16 protein-coding genes are annotated in these 19,300 nt (G+C 65.0%); 11 read left to right on the top strand and 5 right to left on the bottom strand.

Annotated features, from left to right (window positions below; genetic code table 11):
• Window positions 1-27: 27 nt before the first annotated feature.
• The 8 genes from hisA (at window position 28) to tatC (ending at window position 4,517) form a co-directional block, all read left to right on the top strand.
• Complete coding sequence (hisA, locus tag AC56LW_RS12385) at window positions 28-804, top strand: 1-(5-phosphoribosyl)-5-[(5-phosphoribosylamino)methylideneamino]imidazole-4-carboxamide isomerase (RefSeq protein WP_258836814.1); 777 nt, start codon at window positions 28-30, stop codon at window positions 802-804.
• Window positions 805-808: 4 nt separating this feature from the next.
• The gene (gene hisF / locus AC56LW_RS12380) at window positions 809-1,570 is read left to right on the top strand and encodes an imidazole glycerol phosphate synthase subunit HisF (protein WP_183555127.1); all 762 of its coding nucleotides are present in this window, start codon (window positions 809-811) and stop codon (window positions 1,568-1,570) included.
• A 4-nt stretch (window positions 1,571-1,574) separates the two neighbouring features.
• On the top strand, window positions 1,575-1,985 hold the full coding sequence (hisI, locus tag AC56LW_RS12375; RefSeq protein ID WP_332531282.1) for a phosphoribosyl-AMP cyclohydrolase: 411 nt from the start codon (window positions 1,575-1,577) through the stop codon (window positions 1,983-1,985).
• Complete coding sequence (locus AC56LW_RS12370; RefSeq protein ID WP_258836813.1) at window positions 1,982-2,323, top strand: phosphoribosyl-ATP diphosphatase; 342 nt, start codon at window positions 1,982-1,984, stop codon at window positions 2,321-2,323. Before hisI ends, AC56LW_RS12370 begins: the two co-directional genes overlap by 4 nt.
• A 151-nt stretch (window positions 2,324-2,474) precedes the next feature.
• Window positions 2,475-2,849 (top strand): histidine triad nucleotide-binding protein, encoded by a 375-nt coding sequence (locus tag AC56LW_RS12365; RefSeq protein WP_499582289.1) that lies wholly within the window; start codon window positions 2,475-2,477, stop codon window positions 2,847-2,849.
• A gap of 124 nt (window positions 2,850-2,973) precedes the next feature.
• The gene (gene tatA, locus AC56LW_RS12360; RefSeq protein ID WP_183555135.1) at window positions 2,974-3,216 is read left to right on the top strand and encodes a Sec-independent protein translocase subunit TatA; all 243 of its coding nucleotides are present in this window, start codon (window positions 2,974-2,976) and stop codon (window positions 3,214-3,216) included.
• Window positions 3,217-3,228: 12 nt separating this feature from the next.
• Entirely contained in the window at window positions 3,229-3,750 is a 522-nt protein-coding gene (gene tatB, locus AC56LW_RS12355) for a Sec-independent protein translocase protein TatB (RefSeq protein ID WP_332531284.1), read from the top strand.
• 11 nt (window positions 3,751-3,761) lie between these two features.
• Window positions 3,762-4,517, top strand: coding sequence for a twin-arginine translocase subunit TatC (gene tatC / locus AC56LW_RS12350; RefSeq protein ID WP_482896631.1), 756 nt, complete (start codon window positions 3,762-3,764; stop codon window positions 4,515-4,517).
• A 57-nt stretch (window positions 4,518-4,574) separates the two neighbouring features.
• On the opposite strand, the gene AC56LW_RS12345 is transcribed toward tatC, so the two are convergent.
• The 3 genes from AC56LW_RS12345 to AC56LW_RS12335 all read right to left on the bottom strand — a co-directional run bounded on the left by AC56LW_RS12345 (window position 4,575) and on the right by AC56LW_RS12335 (window position 12,732).
• Window positions 4,575-6,479, bottom strand: coding sequence for a DUF885 domain-containing protein (locus tag AC56LW_RS12345; protein WP_499634669.1), 1,905 nt, complete (start codon window positions 6,477-6,479; stop codon window positions 4,575-4,577).
• Window positions 6,480-6,628: 149 nt separating this feature from the next.
• On the bottom strand, window positions 6,629-10,795 hold the full coding sequence (locus AC56LW_RS12340; RefSeq protein WP_499634666.1) for an SNF2-related protein: 4,167 nt from the start codon (window positions 10,793-10,795) through the stop codon (window positions 6,629-6,631).
• Entirely contained in the window at window positions 10,792-12,732 is a 1,941-nt protein-coding gene (locus tag AC56LW_RS12335) for a dipeptidyl-peptidase 5 (protein WP_499634663.1), read from the bottom strand. Before AC56LW_RS12335 ends, AC56LW_RS12340 begins: the two co-directional genes overlap by 4 nt.
• 89 nt (window positions 12,733-12,821) lie before the next feature.
• Here AC56LW_RS12335 and hemE point away from each other — a divergent pair, with 89 nt between their 5' ends.
• Together hemE and AC56LW_RS12325 are read left to right on the top strand one after the other, a co-directional pair.
• Window positions 12,822-13,904 carry a uroporphyrinogen decarboxylase gene (gene hemE / locus AC56LW_RS12330; RefSeq protein WP_183555148.1) on the top strand — a complete coding sequence of 361 codons (1,083 nt, stop codon included), beginning with the start codon at window positions 12,822-12,824 and terminating at the stop codon, window positions 13,902-13,904.
• 549 nt (window positions 13,905-14,453) lie between these two features.
• Window positions 14,454-16,487 (top strand): primosomal protein N', encoded by a 2,034-nt coding sequence (locus tag AC56LW_RS12325; RefSeq protein ID WP_499634660.1) that lies wholly within the window; start codon window positions 14,454-14,456, stop codon window positions 16,485-16,487.
• Here AC56LW_RS12325 and AC56LW_RS12320 read toward each other — a convergent pair.
• A complete protein-coding gene (locus tag AC56LW_RS12320) occupies window positions 16,484-17,068 on the bottom strand; it encodes a PEP-CTERM sorting domain-containing protein (protein ID WP_499634657.1) in 585 nt (194 codons plus the stop codon). The genes AC56LW_RS12325 and AC56LW_RS12320 overlap by 4 nt on opposite strands.
• A gap of 254 nt (window positions 17,069-17,322) precedes the next feature.
• On the opposite strand from AC56LW_RS12320, the gene AC56LW_RS12315 reads away from it, so the two are divergent.
• Window positions 17,323-18,762 (top strand): dihydrolipoyl dehydrogenase, encoded by a 1,440-nt coding sequence (locus AC56LW_RS12315; protein WP_499634654.1) that lies wholly within the window; start codon window positions 17,323-17,325, stop codon window positions 18,760-18,762.
• A gap of 30 nt (window positions 18,763-18,792) precedes the next feature.
• On the opposite strand, the gene AC56LW_RS12310 is transcribed toward AC56LW_RS12315, so the two are convergent.
• Complete coding sequence (locus AC56LW_RS12310; protein WP_332531292.1) at window positions 18,793-19,278, bottom strand: SRPBCC family protein; 486 nt, start codon at window positions 19,276-19,278, stop codon at window positions 18,793-18,795.
• Window positions 19,279-19,300 lie beyond the last annotated feature (22 nt).

Here is a 19,300-nt window from a genome sequence, read left to right as displayed (position 1 = left end):
CCCCCGTTAACTCTACCGACAACGACCATGCTGCTGATCCCCGCCATCGACCTGAAAGACGGTCACTGCGTTCGCCTCCAACAAGGCGATATGGAACTCGCCACCGTGTTTTCCGAAGATCCTGCCGAAATGGCGCTGCATTGGTTGAAGCAAGGCGCGCGGCGCCTGCACCTGGTCGACCTGAACGGCGCATTCGCGGGCAAACCGAAGAACGAATCGGCCATCAAGTCGATCCTGCAGATCGTGCAGGAATACGCTGAAGACAACGGCATCGACGAGATCCCGGTCCAGCTGGGCGGCGGCATCCGCGACCTCGACACGATCGAGCGCTACCTGGATGACGGCATCAGCTACATCATCGTCGGCACTGCCGCGGTGAAGAACCCGGGCTTCCTGCACGATGCCTGCGGCGCCTTCCCGGGCCACATCATCGTTGGCCTGGACGCGCGCGACGGCAAGGTCGCTACTGACGGCTGGAGCAAGATGTCGGGCCACGAAGTGATCGACCTGGCCAAGAAATTCGAAGGCTACGGCGTCGAATCGATCGTCTACACCGACATCGGCCGCGACGGCATGATGGGCGGCGTGAACATCGACGCGACCGTCAAGCTGGCGCGCGCGGTGAAGATCCCCGTGATCGCCTCGGGCGGCGTGCACGTGCTGGCCGACGTCGAAGCGCTGTGCGCGGTGCAGGATGAAGGCATCGAGGGCGTGATCTGCGGCCGCTCGATCTATGAAGGCACGCTCGACCTGGCCTCGGCCCAGGATCGCGCCGATGAACTGACCGAAGGCGCTGGCGCCTGATTCCATGCTCGCAAAACGCATCATCCCCTGCCTGGACGTCACCGGCGGCCGGGTCGTCAAGGGCGTCAACTTCAACGAGTTGCGCGACGCCGGCGACCCGGTCGAAATCGCGCGCCGCTATGACGCGCAAGGCGCCGACGAAATCACGTTCCTCGACATCACCGCCTCGAGCGATGGCCGCGACCTGATCCTGCCGATCATCGAAGCCGTTGCCTCGACCGTGTTCATTCCGCTCACCGTCGGTGGCGGCGTGCGCAAGGTGGAAGACGTGCGCCGGCTGCTCAATGCCGGCGCCGACAAGGTCAGCATGAACACGTCGGCCGTCACCAACCCGCAACTGGTGTTCGACTGCGCCCACAAGCACGGTTCGCAGTGCATCGTGGTGGCGATCGACGCCAAGCAGATCGCCCCCGGCCGCTGGGAAGTCTTTACCCACGGCGGGCGCAATGCGACGGGGCTGGACGCCGTCGAATGGGCGCGCAAGATGGAAAGCCTGGGCGCCGGCGAGCTGCTGCTCACGTCGATGGACCGCGACGGCACCAAGTCGGGCTTCGATCTGGGTTTGACGCGCGCCGTGTCCGACGCCGTGGGCATCCCCGTGATTGCCTCGGGCGGCGTCGGTGGCCTGGAAGACCTGGCCAACGGCATCCTGCAGGGCCACGCCGACGCGGTGCTGGCGGCCAGCATTTTCCACTATGGGCAGCACACGGTCGGGGAAGCCAAGCGCTTCATGCATGACCGCGGCATCCCGATGCGCCTGGAGTAACGCAATGACAACGAATGCCAAATGGCTCAACAAGGTGCGCTGGGATGAACAGGGCCTGGTGCCCGTCATCGCACAAGAGGCGACCAGCGGCGACGTACTGATGTTCGCCTGGATGAACCGCGAAGCGCTGACCCGCACCGTCGAATCGGGCGAAGCGGTGTACTGGAGCCGCTCGCGCAAGAAGCTGTGGCACAAGGGTGAAGAGTCCGGCCACATCCAGAAGGTGAGCGAGATCCGCCTGGACTGCGACGAAGACGTCGTCCTGCTCAAGATCGAGCAGATCGGCGGGATTGCCTGCCATACCGGACGCCACTCGTGCTTCTTCCAGAAATACGACAACGGCGACTGGCACAGCGTCGAGCCGGTGCTGCAGGATCCCGACACGATTTATTCAAAAGACAAGAAGACCCCATGAGCGTTACCCTGGCCCGCGTCGCGGCCGTGATCGAATCGCGCAAACCCGCCAATGGCGGCGACCCGGCCGCATCGTATGTCGCCAAGCTGTTCGCCAAGGGCGACGACGCCATCCTGAAAAAGATCGGCGAGGAAGCCACCGAACTGGTGATGGCCGCCAAGGACGCCCGCGTCGATGGCGATGCCGCCAAGGTGCTGTATGAATGCGCCGACCTGTGGTTCCACTCGCTGGTGCTGCTGGCCAAGTTCGACCTCACGCCGCAGCAGGTACTCGACGAGCTGGCGCGGCGCGAAGGCGTCTCGGGGCTGGACGAGAAAGCCGCGCGCACCGACGCCTGAGCCTGCACGCCGGCCCGCGCGCATGGCTGGCGTGCCAACCGATCGAACCGGTGTCATAATCAGTCCCTCATCGTCATGCCGATGTCATGGAGCCTTGGTAGGATGCCCGTGCTCGCTTGCGTGTCATGCAATGTAATCATCTGGAGACCGAATGGATAACTGCATTTTTTGCAAGATCGTTGCCAAGCAAATTCCGGCTGCCATCGTCTATGAAGATGATGACGTGCTGGCGTTCAAGGACATCAATCCGGCAGCGCCCGTGCACTTGCTGGTGATTCCGAAGGTGCACGTGGCCACGTTGTCCGATTGCACCGACGAGCATGCGGCGTTGCTGGGCAAGATGCTGGCGCTGGCGCCGAAACTTGCCGAGCAAAATGGTATTGCGGTCAAGATGGACGCCGCTGGCAAGCCTGTTGGCGGCTTCAAGACGCTGATCAATGCCGGTCCGGATGGCGGGCAAGAGGTGTATCACCTGCATCTGCACATGTACGGCGGGCCGCGTCCATGGCGCGGGCTGGGGCTGTAAGATGCGTCTAAGTTTGGCCTAAGTTCGATTGGGAGCAATGGGCTCCCGCATCGCATATACTCGGTGTATATGCAGTTTGCGCATCACTAATTTTTCAGGCGCCAGGCGCCATCAGGAGAACAACATGGGTGGATTGAGTATTTGGCACTGGGTCATCGTGCTGGTGGTCGTGATGCTGATTTTCGGCACCAAGAAGATCAGCAATATGGGTTCTGATCTGGGCAAGGCCGTCAAGGGCTTCAAGGATGGCGTCAAGGGTGACGAAGAGCGCGCTGCCGAAGCAGAAGCCGCCCGTGTCCAGGCAACGCAGCAGGTGGCCGACAAGTCGACCATCGACGTGGAAGCCCGCGACAAGACCCGCCTGTAATCCGGCGTCCTCATGATCGATCTTGGACTGTCGAAAATCGCGATCATCGGCGTTGTCGCGCTGATCGTGATCGGGCCGCAAAAGCTGCCCAAGGTGGCGCGCATGGCTGGCACGCTCTATGGGCGTGCCCAGCGTTACCTGCATGACATCAAGTCCGAGGTCAGCCGTGAAATCGAACTCGACGAACTGCGCAACCTGCACAAGGAAGTGCAGGACCGCGCGCAGTCGTTCAAGAACGACGTCGAATCGGCAACGAGCGAATTCGGCTCGTCCGTGACCAGCCACGTCGATGAAGTCGAGGCATTGTGGGACGAGCGCGGCTCGGATGCGACTGCGCACGTGATCACGCCTACCGTGGCCGACATCGACCGCAAGGCCAAGGACTTTCGCCGCAAGAAGCTGGTGCGCACTTCGAGCGTGCCGGCCTGGTACAAGAACCGCCATGGCACCAAGCGCCATGTGATGTCGGGCGCGGCCCGCGTGCGCAAGTACCGTCCCGGTGCCGGCACGAACTCCACTTCCTCTTTTTTCTGATCGCCTAGCTGATGACTGACCAAGCCGCCGGCGAAGATACCTTCATCTCGCACCTTGTCGAGCTGCGTGACCGCCTGGTCAAGGCCTCGATCGGCATTGCGATCGTGTGCGCCGCACTGATGGCGTGGCCTGGCCCGTCCCAGATCTACGACCTGATCGCCGCACCAATGATCGCGTCGCTGCCGCCAGGCTCGACCATGATCGCCACCGGTGTGATTTCGCCGTTTCTCGTGCCGATGAAGGTCACGCTGCTGCTGTCCTTCATCCTGGCGCTGCCCTGGGTGTTCTACCAGGCCTGGGCCTTCATTGCGCCCGGCCTGTACGCCCACGAAAAGCGCCTCGTGATGCCGCTCGTGATTTCGTCGTCGCTGCTGTTCATCGGCGGCGTGGCGTTCTGTTACTTCTTCGTGTTTGGCCGTGTGTTCCACTTCATCAGCGCGTTTGCGCCGACGTCGATTGCCGTCACACCGGATATTGAAAACTACCTCGATTTCGTGATGTCGATGTGCCTGGCGTTCGGCGCCTCGTTCGAAGTGCCGGTGGTCGTCGTGATCCTGGTGCGCATGGGCATCGTGCCGATCGAGAAGCTGCGCGAAGTGCGCTCGTATGTCATCGTCGGCGCGTTCGTCATCTCGGCGATCGTGACGCCGCCGGACGTGGTCAGCCAGCTGGCGCTGGCCATCCCGATGTGCCTGCTGTATGAGCTGGGCCTGATGGTCGCACCGATGTTCGCCCGCGCCACGCGCGCACCCGAAGAAACGGCGTAACAAACGCCCGTTCCGATCCGGGGGGCGGCACCTTGAGGTGCCGCCCCCTTCGTACTTTTACTGCATCAGTTCCGAAATCATCTTGACCGGCGCATTGCCGTAGCTCAAGAACTGATCGTGGAACGCCTTCAGGTTGAAACGCTCGCCCAGTTGCGCCTTGCGACGCTCGCGCAGTTCCATGATCTGCTCGTAGCCGCTGTAGTAGCTGGTCAGCTGGACCGATGTCAGCGTGGCGCGGCGCCATTTTTCATCGGCTTCCTGGCGCGTCTGGAAGGCCTGGCGCGTCAGCAGGTCGATCGCCTGCGCCTGGTTCATGCCGTTCACGTGCACGCTGTAGTCGAGGATCGTGTTGGTCACGCTGCGCAGGTTCCACTTCGAGTACATCAGCCACATCTCGGGCGCGTTGTCGCCATAGCCCGATTCGAGCATCATGCGCTCGCCGTAGACCGCCCAGCCTTCGACCATTGCGCCATTGCCGAACAGTGACTTGATCAGCGACGGCGAGCGGTTCGCGTGCACCAGCTGCGCATAGTGGCCCGGAATCGCTTCGTGGATGTTCAGGATCTGCAGGATCCATTCGTTGTACTCGCGCAGGCTGCTCTCGGCCTGGGCATCCGTCAGGCTGTCCATCGGCGTGACGTTGTAGTACGTCTTGTCCTTCGAGCGGTACGGACCCGGCGCATCGATGCTCGCGCCGGCGACGCCACGCTGGTACATCGGCGTTTCGCGCACTTCGAGGGGTTTGCTCGGGTCGAGCGTCAGCAGGTCATGCTTGATGACCCAGTCCTGCAGCAGTGGAATCTGGCGCCGGATCTCGGTAAAGAAGTCCTGGCGCTTGACGTGCCGGGCGGACAGCTTGTCGATCATCATGCCGATCTTCTGGAAGCGCTCCGCTGGCTTGGTCACGCCGGCCATGTAGCGCGGCCAGAGTTCATCCGAGATCTTGTCCATGTGCGTGAGCAGTTCTTCGCGCGTCGCAAGAGCCTTGCGGTAGGTCTGCTCGGCGCTGCTCGACGACTGGATGTCGAGCGCGAACTTCTGCTCGTACAGCGCCTTGCCGATGCGGAACGGACGCGCCTGGCCATTGGCAGCCTGGCGCTTTTCCATGTCGGTCAAGAAGTCGACGTAGCCCAGCACTGCGGTCCCGGCGTTGGCGATGCGCTGCGCGAAGATGGTCTTTTCCTGCGTGGTCAGGATCGATTCCTGGGCCGCCTTGCCCAGGTCGGCCAGCACCGCCAGCGTGCCCGGCGCCTGGCTGATCGCCAGCTGGGTGTGCTCGCGGGTCGGCGTCTTGATCGACGCCTGCGCGGCCGCGTAATAGGCCGGCACGTCGGTCAGGCGCTTGAGGATCGTGCGCAGGCGCTGTGGCTTGGCCGCGTACTCGGTATTGAGGATCAGGTCGAGCGGCGCGGCGATGTTGTAGGCCGACGGGTTCCACTCGAACTCGCGCCAGGTGGTCAAGGCCCAGCGGTCCTTTTCCAGCTTGTTGAGCAACAGCACCAGGTCGGTGCGGTAGCGCGGCGAGAGCTGCTTCGGATCGAGCTTGCCGAATTTTTCCAGCCATTCGTTGGCAAAGGCCAGCTTGCTGGCGCGGGTGGCAGGATCGGGCAGCGTCAGGTTTGCGGCCTGGTCGAACTTGCCGACATAGATGCCGCCTTCCGGGTCGACGCGCCACAGCGCGGTCAGGTACTGCATGCTCAGCGTGGCCATGCGGCGATCGAGGCGGCCTTCGCTGGCCTTCGCCGGCGCGGCGCTGTCACTGGCGCTTGCACTCTTGCTGGCAACAGCGGCGGTCGCACCAATGGCGGCGGCGCCAACGACGGCCTTCTTGGCCTTGGTCGACTTCTTGACGACCTTGGTCGATTTGGCCTTGCTCTTGGCTGGCTTGGCAGCGACGGCGCTGGCCGGCGCCAGTGCGAAGCAGGCCAGCACGGCTGCCAGCGCGATTTTCGTTTTTATCATCGTATTCGGCCCTGTAACAAGTGTGAATTCGTGATCCGCAACGGCGCGAATCGCGTGCAGGTTAGCACCAAACCCGCCGTTTGCGGACGGATGAAACATTCCGACACGAACGGGACAAAGTGCAATATTACTGTTCTATCAAGGCAGCGCTATCTGCCCAGTCCCGTGCGCAGCATGTCGAGCATATCCGCTGGTGACATGCGCGCGGCCATCTCGGTGCCTTCCAGCAGGCTGTCGGCCAGGTCGCGCTTGTGGCGGTGCAGGTCGACGATGCCTTCTTCGATCGTGCCGCGCGCGACCAGCCGGTAGATCGTCACCGGGCGCTGCTGCCCCATGCGGTGCGCGCGGTCCGAGGCCTGGTCTTCCACCGCCGGGTTCCACCACGGGTCCATGTGGATCACGTAGTCGGCCGCTGTCAGGTTGATGCCCACGCCGCCCGCCTTCAGGCTGATCAGGAACATGTCGCCGTCGCCGGCCTGGAACGCGTCGACCCGCTTCTTGCGCTCCTGCATCGGCGTGGACCCGTCGAGGTACTGGTAGCGCACGCCCTGCGCGTCGAGATATTGGCGGATCAGGCTCAGGTGATCAACAAACTGGCTGAACACCAGCACCTTGTGGCGGTTCTCGATCAGGTCGGCCGTGAGGCGCGCGAATGCGGCCAGCTTGCTGCTGATGATGCCGGCGCCAGGCGCGACCAGCTCGGGATTGCAGCAGGCGCGGCGCAGCCGCATCATCTCGGCCAGGATCTCGATCGACTTCTGACCTTCCGGCGCTTCCAGTGCAGCCAGCTTGTCGAGCGCCTGGCGCCGCAACGATTCGTACAGCGCGCTTTCCTCGGCGCTCAGTTCGACCGGGATCACGATCTCGGTGCGCGGCGGCAGTTCGGCCAGCACCTGCGCCTTCGTGCGCCGCAGGATGAACGGCGCGGTCAGGCGCCGCAGGCGCGCGCGGGCGGCGACTTCGGCCCGCCGGTCCTTCACTTTCTCGGACTGGGCTTTTTCAATGGGGCCGGCAAAGCGCAGCTGGAACTGCTCGGCGCTGCCCAACAAACCCGGATTGATGAAGCGGAACAGGTTCCACAACTCGCCCAGGTGGTTTTCCAGCGGCGTGCCGGTGGCCGCCATCCGGAAGTCGCCCTGCAGCGCCATCACGGCCTGCGAGCGCTTGGTGTGCATATTCTTGATCGCCTGTGCCTCGTCCAGCACGATGCTGTGCCAGCGGCGGCCCTTGAAGCGCGCCGCCTCCTGCTGCAGCAGGCCGTAGCTGACGATGACGACGTCGAATGGCCCGGCATCGTCCACGGTTGCGGCGCGCTCGCCGGGGCCGAACAGTTTCAGGTTCAGGGTCGGCGCAAAGCGCGCCGCTTCGTCGATCCAGTTCAGGCACACGGTCGTCGGCGCGACCACCAGCGCCGGGCCGTCCTTGGCGCGCGTGAGCAGCAGCGCCAGCGCCTGCAGCGTTTTACCCAGGCCCATGTCGTCGGCCAGGCAGGCGCCCACGCCCCAGTGGGCCAGGCGTGCCAGCCACTCGAAGCCGTCGAGCTGATAGTCGCGCAACTCGGCCTGCAAGGTCGAGGGCAGCGTGGGCGTGAAGGCGGCGCTGTCGGCCATGCGCGTCAGGTGCGCCTGCCAGGCCTTGTCCCCGTCGACGCTGCCGGCCTCGCTCGCCAGTTCGCCCAGCGCGAAGCTGGCCAGCGCGTGGGTGCGGATGCCGTCACCATGCAGTTCGCCATACGCGCCCAGCTCCATCAGGCGCCGGTGCAGTTCGTCGGACAGGGCCAGGTAATCGTTCTCGCCCAGCGCGACAAACCGGCTGCCGCTCTCGCGCAGCTTTTCCAGCAGCGTGCGCAGGCTCATCACGCGGCCTTCGTCGATGACGATATCGCCGCTGGCAGCAAACCAGTCGCGCTCGCGCCGGATCTGGACCCGCACCGATTTCGAGGTCGCTTTTTTGGTGACGCGGAACGATTCGCCCTCGGGCCAGGCCACGACGATCGAGGCCGGGTCCAATGCCCTGAGTTCTTCAACCAGTTCGAGTGCCAGCATCGGCTGCCCGAGCAGCCATTCGCCGTGTTCCTGCTCGCCCTGTTCGAGCACGAGGCAGGCACCGACGAGCTGACGTTCGGCCTCGCGCTCGGCGTTCATGTCGCGCTGCGCTTCGGTGCGGATGCCGTCGACATCGGCGATCACGCTGGCCGCGCCTTCGCCGGGGCCATAGTGGGCGCCGCCGGGCAGCGGGCGCACCAGCAACTGCATGCGCAAACCCTGCTGGTAGGGCCGAAGGTGAATGTGCATGCGCGCGTCGGCCGGCACGGTGTCGATGTCGGCGCTGCTCGCGCCAATGTCCGACTGCACGGTGACGCTGGACGCCACCGCGCCGATGGCGCGCAGCACGCGCCGCTCGGCCGACAGCGGCACGTCCAGCCCGGCGCCGACGATGGCGGCGATGCGGCGGTGTTCGTCATTGATGCGCACCAGGCGCAGGCGCGTGGGCGTCTCGAGCGTGATGACCACGTCGCCGTCTTCGTTGTCGATCGGCGGGTGCAGCGCAATCGACACCTTGTCGCCCTGTTTTTTCACCAGCAGTTCCGGCTCGCCCGGCAGCAGTTCGACGCGCGTGCCGGGCGAGGCCATCCAGAACAGCAGCGGGTGGCCGACCAGCGCGGCCAGCGCCTTGTGCACTTCGAGCTCGAAGCGGATGCCGCTGCCGGCGTAGTAACGGCGCCCGGCAATCGCATTGATCGCCTGCAGGTCCTGCGCGGTGAGGAACTCGAGCTGCGCGCCTTCTTCGGCCAGGCGTTTCAGGCCCAGCGCGCGGCCGCGGCTCCAGGCGCCTTGCGCATCGCGCTTCTGCTCGCGCGGCTCGATTTCCTGCACGCCCAGGTGCGGGTCGTGGCGGATCAGCCAGACCAGTCGCGATTCCTTGACCTGCTCCACCGTGAGGGCGGGCTGCAGGTTGATCAGCGCGTTGAGCTGGCGCTCCCACGGCTCTTCGCGCGTGAACCAGAGCGCCATGTCGGGCAAGCGGTGGCGCTGGCGCAGTTCGCCCGCGCGCGCCTCGTGAATCAGATAATCGGCCTGGCCCATCTGCGCCAGCACGCCGGCCAGCTGCGCCGACCACAGGTCGAACCCGGCCAGCTCGGATTGCGCCAGCATGTCTTCCAGGCGCGCCCGCTGGCTGTTCAATGCGGGCAGCGCCAGCCAGTAATGGATCAGCGCGCGGAATACGGTCGGTTCCAGCGACAGTTCCCAGCTGCGGGTGGCAAACAGCCCGGCGTCGACGGTGCCGCGCCGGATTTCGTGCAGCATGCCGAGCTGGAACCAGACTGCGTTGTCGGGCCGCTGCACGGCGCGGGTTTCGATCTCGAGCCAGGCATCGGCCAGCTTGCGGTGCGCCGGTTCGGTGCTGCGCAACAGGGCGGCGACCGCAATGTGCGCGCAGTGGCCGCTGAAGGTGGCCTTGCGCTTGCCGGTCTCACGCCGCAACTGCTTCAGGGCCGCTTCGACGCCCGCCAGGCCGCCGTCCACATCGTCGCGCAAGAGCTGCACGACGCTGCGCAGGAACAGGCCCGGTGAATCGGTCATCTCGGCCACCAGCTCAAGCGCATCGTCCAGGCGGCTGCACAGGATGTAGTGCTCGCCCAGCGCGCGGCGCAGCAGGCTTTCCGGGCTGCTGCGCGTGATGTAGCTCTCAGCGCAGGCGCGCACCGCCGGGGCCAGCGCCGGCTCGCTGCGCACATGCACGACCAGCACGTGCAGCACGGTCTCAAGCAGGCGCGGGTGGATGCGCTCGATCAGCGCCGGCGTGAACGGGCGCGCGCAGACGTCGACCAGCGGATGCAGGTAGCTCGCTTCATGGCAGGCCAGGCAGGCGTCGAGCAGCGGCGTGACGACGTCGATGTCCTGCCGCGTCAGCAGCGCGATGCGCAGCAGGGCCAGGCCCTGGCGGTAGCTGCGCAGCATCAGGTGGCCCTGCCAGTCGCGGCGCACGGTCGATACCGCGCCATACGCACCGGCCACCACATCGAACAAACCACTGTCGAGGGCAAAGTCGAGCACGGGCCAGCTGGCCACCGGGGCCAGCGCCAGCCCGCGTTCGTTCGCGTCGACCAGCAGGCCTTCGCCTTTCAGGCGCGCCAGTTCGTCGGCCCACTGCGCGGCCGGCAGCGGGGCATTGAGCGCCCGCATGTGTTCGAGGATGCGCTGGCGGCCCATCGGCTCGCCGGCGATCGCCAGCAGCGTCAGGATCGCGTGTTCTTCGGCGCTGCAGGCGGCCAGCTGCGCCCGCACGTCATCAAGCAGCAGGCCACCCTTCATGCGTCGAGATTCTCGATCTCGATCGCGGGCAGGTCGGCTGGCACGGCAATGCCGAACACGCGCAGGTAGAAATACAGCTCGGCTTCGAGCGTGCGCACCACGCTGTCGGCCTTGCGGAAGCCATGGCCTTCGCCTTCGAGCGTCAGGTAGGCCACCGGCAGCTTTTGCGCGCGCAGCGCGTCGACCATGCTTTCGGACTGCTGCGGCGGCACGACCTTGTCGTCCAGGCCCTGGAAGAAGATCATCGGGCTGCGCAATTTGTCGCTGTGGTGGATCGGCGAGCGTTCGCGGTACACGGCCTGGGCGCGCTCGGGCGGCGCGGTCAGGTAGGCGTTGTAGCGCGACTCGAACTTGTGCGAATCCGCATCCAGCCCGGCCAGGTCGGACACGCCGTAATAGCTGGCGCCGGCCTTGAACACGTCGTGGAAGGCCAGTGCCGACAGTACCGTCAGGCCGCCGGCGCTGCTGCCGCGAATGAGCAGGCGTTCCGGGTCGACCGCCCCGATGGCCGCCAGGTGGCGTGCACCGGCCACGCAATCCTCGACATCGACCACGCCCCACTGGTGCTGGAGCAGGTTGCGGTAATCGCGCCCGAAGCCGGTGCTGCCGCCATAGTTCACGTCCAGCACCGCGAAACCGCGGCTGGTCCAGTATTGGGTGGAGAGCTTGAGCGTGCTGGTCGCCATGCTGGTCGGGCCGCCGTGGCCGATCACGATCAGCGGTGGCAGTTCATCCGGCAACGGCGCATGGTCGGGATTGGCCGGTGCGTAGTAGAACGCGTACGCGGTGCGGCCGTTCGCGCTTGGATAGCTGATCGCCAGCGGCACGGCCAGGTACGACGTGGCCGGCAGTTGCGGGATCGAGTGCGCCAGCACTTCAAGCGGTGCGCCGGCCAGGTCGATGCGGGCCAGTTCGGGTGCAATGGTCGGCGCGCCGCCCAGCAGCGTAACGATGTCGCCGCTGATTTTCACGTCGCGGATGTCTTCATACGGCGTTTCCAGCGGCGTCAGGCTGCCGTCGTGGGTGGAGACGATGCCCAGGTGGCTCACGCCCGCCTCGATATACGCGCAGACGATCTGTTCTTCCGAGCGGAAAGCGTACTGCGACCCGCCAAAGTTCCACTGCGGGACGCCGAATTCGGCCGCGCGTTCGCACAGGGCGTCGACAACGTCAGCGGCGTAACGGTACAGATTCCACCAGCCGCTGCGATCGGACACGAAGTGCAGCACGCCGCCAGGCGACCATTCGGGCTGGCAGATCGCTTCATCCGCCCCGCCGGCGATCAGGCGCCGGTTGACGATCGCCCCATCGGCGGCCACGTCGCCCAGCCACAGTGCCGTGCCTTCCCACGGCATGTGCGGCAGCTCCCAGCACAGCCAGGCCAGCTGGCGCCCATCGGGCGACAGGCGCGGCGCGGCGTAGAAGTCGCTGCCGTCGACCAGCACGGTCTCGGCGCCATCGAAGCCTACCGCGCACAGCGTGTTGACGGGGTAGGTCGCGCCCAGCGAATGGTCTTCGCGCACCGCCACCAAGCGACGTCGCCCGGCGTCGAGTACGAAGTCGGCGAAGCGGTGGCCGGTGTCGGCGGCCGTGACGGCGACCGGCTGTCCATCGTTCTCGACCCGGTACAGGCGATTGTCCGCATGGTGCGAGAACCAGGCGCCGCCGCCGCTCAGCAGGTACGCGCCGCCACCGTATTCATGCACGCGGCTGCGCACGTTGAACGGCGCCGGCGTCAGCTCGCGCGTGCCGTCGGCATCGTGCACCATCAGCGTCATCCGCCCGCCTTCGCTGGTGCGTCCCTCGAGCCAGCCGATGGCGGCGCCGTCGGGCATCGGCTGCGCCAGTGGCACGGCGCCGGCAGCAACGACGGCAGCAGTGATCGGGGAAGTCCAGGCGCCGCATGGCGTGGCTTGTTTGCTGGTGGCAACGGTCATAGAGGGGCTTTTTCGAAGGGTGGACGAGCATTATAGTGCGCCCCCAAGAATGCGATAATAGGCGTCTGCCTATCAAACCGATGCCACCCATGCCACAATTTGCCCCGCTCCAGAACGACACCTTCCTGCGTGCGCTGCTGCGCCAGCCGACCGACTATACCCCGGTCTGGCTGATGCGCCAGGCGGGCCGCTATCTGCCGGAATACCGCGCCACCCGCGCGCGCGCCGGCTCGTTCCTGGGCCTGGCAAAAAATCCCGATTACGCCACCGAAGTCACGCTGCAGCCGCTCGACCGCTTCCCGCTGGACGCGTCGATCCTGTTCTCGGACATCCTGACCGTTCCTGACGCGATGGGCCTGGGCCTGTATTTCGCCGATGGCGAGGGGCCGAAGTTCGAGCGTCCGCTGCGCACCGAAGAGCAGGTCCATGCGCTGGAAGTGCCCGACATGGCCTCGCTCGATTACGTGTTCAAGGCCGTCACGCAGATCCGCGGTGCCATCAATGGCCGCGTGCCGCTGATCGGTTTCTCGGGCAGCCCGTGGACGCTGGCCTGCTATATGGTCGAAGGCGCCGGTTCGCGCGAGTTCCACACGGTCAAAAAGATGCTGTACAGCCGGCCGGACCTGATGCACCGCATCCTCGACATCAATGCCAAGGCCGTCACCGCCTACCTGAACGCGCAGATCGACGCCGGCGCGCAAGCCGTGATGATCTTCGATTCGTGGGGCGGGGCGCTGGCCGATGGCGCCTACCAGACCTTCTCGCTGCAATACATGCAGCAGATCCTGGCCGGCCTGCAGCGCGAAAAGGATGGCGTGCGCATCCCGGCCGTCGTGTTCACCAAGGGTGGCGGCATCTGGCTCGACCAGATGGCCGATATCGGCGCCGATGCGCTGGGGCTGGACTGGACCGTGAATCTGGGCACTGCCCGTGCGCTGGTCGGCGACCGCGTGGCGCTGCAGGGCAACCTCGACCCGGCGATCCTGTTTGCCGCCCCGGAGCAGATCGCAGCGGAAGTCGAGCGCTCGCTGACGGCCTATGGCACGCCATCGAATGGCCACGGTCACGTGTTCAACCTGGGCCATGGCATCTCGCAATTTACCCCGCCGGAATCGGTCACTGCGATGGTCGAGGCGGTGCACAGCTTCAGCCGCAAGCAGCGCGCTCAGTAATCCCGTCATGGCTTGCACTCGTTTCGCGAGAGCACGATTGCAAGCCAACATCATCACTTGTTCACAACTTCCGCAAATCCGATAAACCTTCCTGTGGACATCTCGGCTTTTCACGTTTACTCGTAAGTAAATGATTCATAAGCGTTTTTTACCGACGTTATGCAATCTGGCTGTCTTGCTTATGAACGTTGTTCAAGAGAATTCAGCGCGATTCGGGGCCTTGTTCACAAAGTTATCAACAGGCGCTGCCAGCGTGGGGAAAAGTACTTGGTTTACCGGGACTTAGCGTGAAACTTCATGTATTGCCTTAACTGTATGACGCAACGCAGCGAGTTTTCCACGGAAAATTGCAGAGTTATGCACAAGCGACCGAATGGGGTCAAGGTTGTAAACAGGTTTTCGCACGGTTTTTCAAGTCATTGATTACAAAGACTAAAATTGTCTTGAATTGGGGAATTATCGTTCCAGACTTGATCTAACGTAAACCTTTGATGGGGTCAAGTCCCCGGCTATTCACAAAGTTCTCCACAGATTTGCACAGGGTCCAGATTGTCAACCAGCAACCAAGCACCGGTCACACCGCACTGTTTCCTCGAAGTCGTGATCGATACGCCGCTCAACAGCAGTTTCGACTACCGCTGGCCCTGCCAGCCGGGCGACGAGCCGCTGCCCGGCCAGCTGGCGCTGGTGTCGTTTGCGCGGCGCGAGGTGATGGCCCTGATCGTCGCGGTCAAGTTCACCAGCGACGTGCCGCCCGAAAAACTCAAGGATGCGCTGGCCGTGCGCAGCGAGCTGGCGCCGCTGTCCGCGCGCTGGCTCGCGCTGGCGCGGTTTGCCGCCGAGTACTACCAGCGCCCGCTCGGCGAAGTCGCGTTGCCCGGCTTGCCGAAGAACCTGCGGGTGCCGAAAACGGTGGCGCTGGGGCGCGCGCTGAAAAAGCTGGCCAAGCTCGACGCCGGGCAGGACGCCACTGCCGTGGGCATGCCGGTGCTGAACACGGCGCAGCAGGAGGCGGCCGACGCCATCGGCGGCGCCACCGGTTTCAAACCGTTCCTGTTGTGGGGCGTCACGGGCAGCGGCAAGACCGAGGTCTATCTGCAAGCCTGTGCCCAGGTCCTGGCGCGCGATCCGCAGGCGCAGATCCTGATCATGGTTCCCGAGATCAACCTCACGCCGCAGCTCGAAGGCAATATCCGGGCGCGCTTCCCGGGCATGATGCTCGCTACGCTGCACAGCAGCCTGTCCGAAGGCGAGCGCATGCTGCACTGGCTGGCCGCGCACCTGGGCCAGGCGCGCATCGTGCTCGGCACGCGGCTGTCGCTGCTGGCGTCGCTGCCGCACTTGCAACTGATCGTGATCGACGAAGAGCACGACCCGTCGTACAAGCAGCAGGAAGGCCTGCGCTATTCGGCGCGCGACCTGGCCGTCTGGCGCGCGCACCAGCTGGGGATTCCGATCGTGCTCGGCTCGGCCACGCCGTCGCTCGAATCGTGGCACCACGCGCGCTCGGGGCGCTACACGCGGCTCGACCTGCGCGAGCGCGCCGTGCAGGATGCGGTGCTGCCGCGCGTGCGTCTGATCGACATGGAGCGCGACCGCGGGCGCGACGGCCTCACCGCCGAGATGGTCGCGGCGCTGCGCCTGCGTCTGGAGCGCGGTGAGCAATCACTGCTGTTTTTGAATCGGCGCGGCTACGCCCCGGTGATCTCCTGCGACGCCTGCGGCTGGATCAGCGACTGCACGCGCTGCACCGCCTTCATGGTGCTGCACAAGCCCGAGAACCGGCTGCGCTGCCACCACTGCAGCCTGGAGCTGCGCATCCCGCGTTCGTGCCCCACCTGCGGCAACGTCGACATCCAGCCGCTGGGACGCGGCACGCAGCGTGTCGAAGAGGGTTTGCGGGCGATGTTCCCCGAGGCGCGCATCCTGCGCATCGATGCCGACTCCACGCGCCTGAAGGGCAGCGCGCAGGCGGCGTTCGACAGCGTGCACCGGGGCGAGGTCGATATCCTGATCGGCACCCAGATGGTCGCCAAGGGCCACGACTTCAAGAAGCTCACGCTGGTGGGCATCCTGAACCCGGATACGGCGCTGTTCTCGCAGGACTACCGCGCCAGCGAGCGCCTGTTCGCGCAGCTGATGCAGGTGGCGGGGCGGGCAGGGCGGGCCGGCGCGCCGTCCGAGGTGCTGGTGCAGACGCGCTACGTGCAGCATCCGCTGTACGGCGCGGTGATGCGCCACGATTACGAGCGCTTTGCCGGCCAGTTGCTCGATGAACGGCGCGAAGCGGGCCTGCCGCCGTACATGTACCAGGCCTTGCTGCGGGCCGAAGCGCGCGAGCTGCCGATCGCGATTGCGTTTCTGGAAAGCGCGCGCGACTGCCTGGCGCACGATGGGATCCTGATCAACGACCCGATCCCGATGACGATGACGCGCGTGCACAATATGGACCGCGCCCAGCTGCTGGTGGAGTCCAGCTCGCGCCCGGCCTTGCAGGCATTCCTGCGCGAGTGGATGGAAGCGTTGCGGGCCATGAAGGCCCGCGTGAAGTGGTCGCTTGAAGTCGACCCGCTCGATATTTAAGCCGCGCTGGCAGCCTTGCGCGCCGCCTGGCGGCGACGGTTTGCGTAGCCCATCATGGCCAGGCCTGCGCCCAGCAGCAGGCCGCTGGCCGGTTCCGGCACTTCCACGTTGACGGGTTCGATGCCAAACGTGATGGTGCCGAAGTTCCAGACGCCATCGACGCCAGCGAAGTCATCAAAGTCTTCATAGAATTCCAGGCGCAGGATGCCGTCGGTGCCGACCGCGAAATCCAGGCCAAGGTCGACCAGATCGCCAAAGCCGGCGTAGCTCGCAGTGCCAGGACTGTTATTGCCGAGACCCGGGTTGAAGGCGACGCCGTCAAGGCTGTCCGAATCGGTGAACGCCAGGCCGATTTCGGTGAGCCAGCTCGGCGAGAACGCCGTCAGATTGAACGAGTAGGCGACGCTGGTAATGACCGAATTGGCGCCAACGTTATACGTCAATACGGTATTGCCGGAATCGCCGATCTCACCCTGGCTCTGGATTCCGGCAACATTTACAACCAGCGGCGCGGCGAACACGGAAGCGCAAGCGAACAGCGACAGGCTAACAAGCAGTTTGCTGAAGGAAGCAAGTGACATGGGATCTCCTTGGTGGGTGAACCTGAAGGAGCAGCAAGTATCGTGCCGTATTTACAGATCATTGTAGGTAGTTGATTCTTATACCTAAAATTTCCGAAGTAAAATTGTTAACTCAAAGTATGTAATATTTATCGACATATACTTAGCATGGATGTGAAAAACCCTGGTGCTCAATGGCATCCTGAATCGGTTCGTGCTGCCCCCAGTGGCGTGAAATAGCGTATGGTTTTGCCTGTCAACAGCGAAAGAGCACCATGAAACAACTGAACGTGGATGTTGCCGTCATCGGCACGGGCACCGCCGGCATGACGGCCTATCGTGCCGCCAGGGCGCAGGGCGCGCGCACCGTAGTCATCGAGGGTGCGCATTACGGCACCACCTGCGCCCGGGTCGGCTGCATGCCAAGCAAGCTCCTGATTGCCGCGGCAGAGGCGGCGCATGCGCTGCACACGTCCGGTCCGTTCGGCGTGCATGCCGGCGAGGTGCGGATCGATGGCCCGGCCGTGATGGCGCGCGTCCAGCGCGAACGCGACCGCTTCGTCGGTTTCGTGCTCGAGGCCGTGGAAGCCATCCCCGTCCAGGACCGCCTGCAAGGCCACGCGCGGTTTACCGGCCCGTGCACGCTGCAAGTCGACGACCATACCGAGATCCACGCCGGGCGCGTCGTCATCGCCACCGGTTCGACGCCGCTGCGCCTGCCGCAGCTCGAGAACGTCGGTCCCGGCATCGTCACCAGCGACGACGTGTTCTACTGGAACGACCTGCCCGCTTCGGTGGCCGTGATCGGCACCGGCGTGATCGGCCTCGAACTGGGTCAGGCGCTGAGCCGCCTCGGCGTGCGTGTGCGTTTCTACGCGCGCGGCGGCTCCATCGCCAACATCAGCGACCCCGAAGTACTGCGCTGCGCTGCGCGCGTGCTGGGCGAGGAAGTCGACATCGCGTTCCAGAGCGAAATCATGGGTGCGGTGCAGGAGGGCGACGAGGTCGTCCTGCGCGTGCGCGACGCGCTGGGCAAGGAAAGCAGCGAACGCTTCCAGTACGTGCTGATGGCGGCCGGGCGCACGCCGAACGTGCATGACCTGGGCCTCGAGCTGACTGGCCTGGAGCGGGGCGCCGACGGCATCCCGACCTTCGACGTGCGCACGATGCAGTGCGGCACCAGTCCGATTTTCATCGCGGGCGACGCCAACAATGAGCGCCCGCTGCTGCACGACGCGGCCGATCACGGCAAGATCGCCGGCGACAATGCGGGCCGTTACCCCGACGTGCGCCCGGGCCTGCGCCGCACGCCGATCGCGGTGGCGTTCACCGAGCCGAATATCGCCACGCTGGGCAAGAGTTACCGGGCCCTGTGCGCGAGCGGCCAACCCAAGTTCGCGATGGGCAGCGTGTCGTTCGAGAACCAGGGCCGCAGCCGCGTCATGTTGCAGAACAAGGGGATGCTGCGGGTGTATGCCGAGTACGGCTCGCGCCTGTTCCTGGGCGCCGAGATGATCGCGCCGCGCGCCGAACACCTGGCCCACCTGCTGTCATGGGCATGCCAGATGCGCATGACGGTCGACCAGATGCTGGAGATGCCGTTCTACCATCCGGTCATCGAAGAAGGCGTACGCACTGCACTGCGCGACCTGGCCACCAACCTGGCGCAGGGCGAGAGCAGCACCCTCGCAGCCGACTCCCAGCCGGGTCTGTAGACCGCGCCGCCGGATCGCCGGACCGCCGGATCAGTTGAGCAGTGTGGTGGCCAGCTTGCCCTGGCCGGCCAGCTGGCGCAGGACACGCACGGTGTCGATGTCGGCTTCTTCGTACGCCGACTTCTTGAATTCGTCGTACATCGCATTGGCCTGGTCGACGTGTTCGCCCATGCCGTCGTCGTAGCAGAAGCGCACCAGCAGCATGGCGCTGGTGGGCGCCTCGATCACCATGCGCAGCGTCGAGGCGGCGATGTCGCCCTGGGCCGGCACGTCGTAATGCACTTCCTGCAGCGGGGTCAGGGTGACCTTGTCTTCGATCACCAGCGGACCGAACGTCAGGCGGCGGCGCATGACGCCGGCGTCGCGCTCGAGGATGTCGCAGGCGTCCAGGTGCGGAATGAACAATTTTGGCTGCTCGGCGCGCAGCACCAGGCCGTGCCAGAGCTGCTCGCGGGTGAGCGTGTCGAGCAGCGGGTTCATCGGATCGTTGATTTCGACGAGATGTTCGAATTTCATAGGGCAGATTTCCAGAAAAATG

It is taken from the genome of Telluria sp. LT2P80 (assembly GCF_059685955.1).
Note: the sequence above shows the minus strand (reverse complement) of the source record. Positions and strands in the feature narration are given on the sequence as shown.

What these genes read in the sequence shown, in the direction of transcription:
- AC56LW_RS12320 (WP_499634657.1), bottom strand. Translation starts at nt 17,068, where the DNA reads ATGTCACTTGCTTCCTTCAGCAAACTGCTTGTTAGCCTGTCGCTGTTC.
- hisI (WP_332531282.1), top strand. Translation starts at nt 1,575, where the DNA reads ATGACAACGAATGCCAAATGGCTCAACAAGGTGCGCTGGGATGAACAG.
- AC56LW_RS12345 (WP_499634669.1), bottom strand. Translation starts at nt 6,479, where the DNA reads ATGATAAAAACGAAAATCGCGCTGGCAGCCGTGCTGGCCTGCTTCGCA.
- tatC (WP_482896631.1), top strand. Translation starts at nt 3,762, where the DNA reads ATGACTGACCAAGCCGCCGGCGAAGATACCTTCATCTCGCACCTTGTC.
- tatB (WP_332531284.1), top strand. Translation starts at nt 3,229, where the DNA reads ATGATCGATCTTGGACTGTCGAAAATCGCGATCATCGGCGTTGTCGCG.
- tatA (WP_183555135.1), top strand. Translation starts at nt 2,974, where the DNA reads ATGGGTGGATTGAGTATTTGGCACTGGGTCATCGTGCTGGTGGTCGTG.
- AC56LW_RS12315 (WP_499634654.1), top strand. Translation starts at nt 17,323, where the DNA reads ATGAAACAACTGAACGTGGATGTTGCCGTCATCGGCACGGGCACCGCC.
- AC56LW_RS12340 (WP_499634666.1), bottom strand. Translation starts at nt 10,795, where the DNA reads ATGAAGGGTGGCCTGCTGCTTGATGACGTGCGGGCGCAGCTGGCCGCC.
- hemE (WP_183555148.1), top strand. Translation starts at nt 12,822, where the DNA reads ATGCCACAATTTGCCCCGCTCCAGAACGACACCTTCCTGCGTGCGCTG.
- AC56LW_RS12310 (WP_332531292.1), bottom strand. Translation starts at nt 19,278, where the DNA reads ATGAAATTCGAACATCTCGTCGAAATCAACGATCCGATGAACCCGCTG.
- AC56LW_RS12335 (WP_499634663.1), bottom strand. Translation starts at nt 12,732, where the DNA reads ATGACCGTTGCCACCAGCAAACAAGCCACGCCATGCGGCGCCTGGACT.
- hisA (WP_258836814.1), top strand. Translation starts at nt 28, where the DNA reads ATGCTGCTGATCCCCGCCATCGACCTGAAAGACGGTCACTGCGTTCGC.
- AC56LW_RS12370 (WP_258836813.1), top strand. Translation starts at nt 1,982, where the DNA reads ATGAGCGTTACCCTGGCCCGCGTCGCGGCCGTGATCGAATCGCGCAAA.
- hisF (WP_183555127.1), top strand. Translation starts at nt 809, where the DNA reads ATGCTCGCAAAACGCATCATCCCCTGCCTGGACGTCACCGGCGGCCGG.
- AC56LW_RS12365 (WP_499582289.1), top strand. Translation starts at nt 2,475, where the DNA reads ATGGATAACTGCATTTTTTGCAAGATCGTTGCCAAGCAAATTCCGGCT.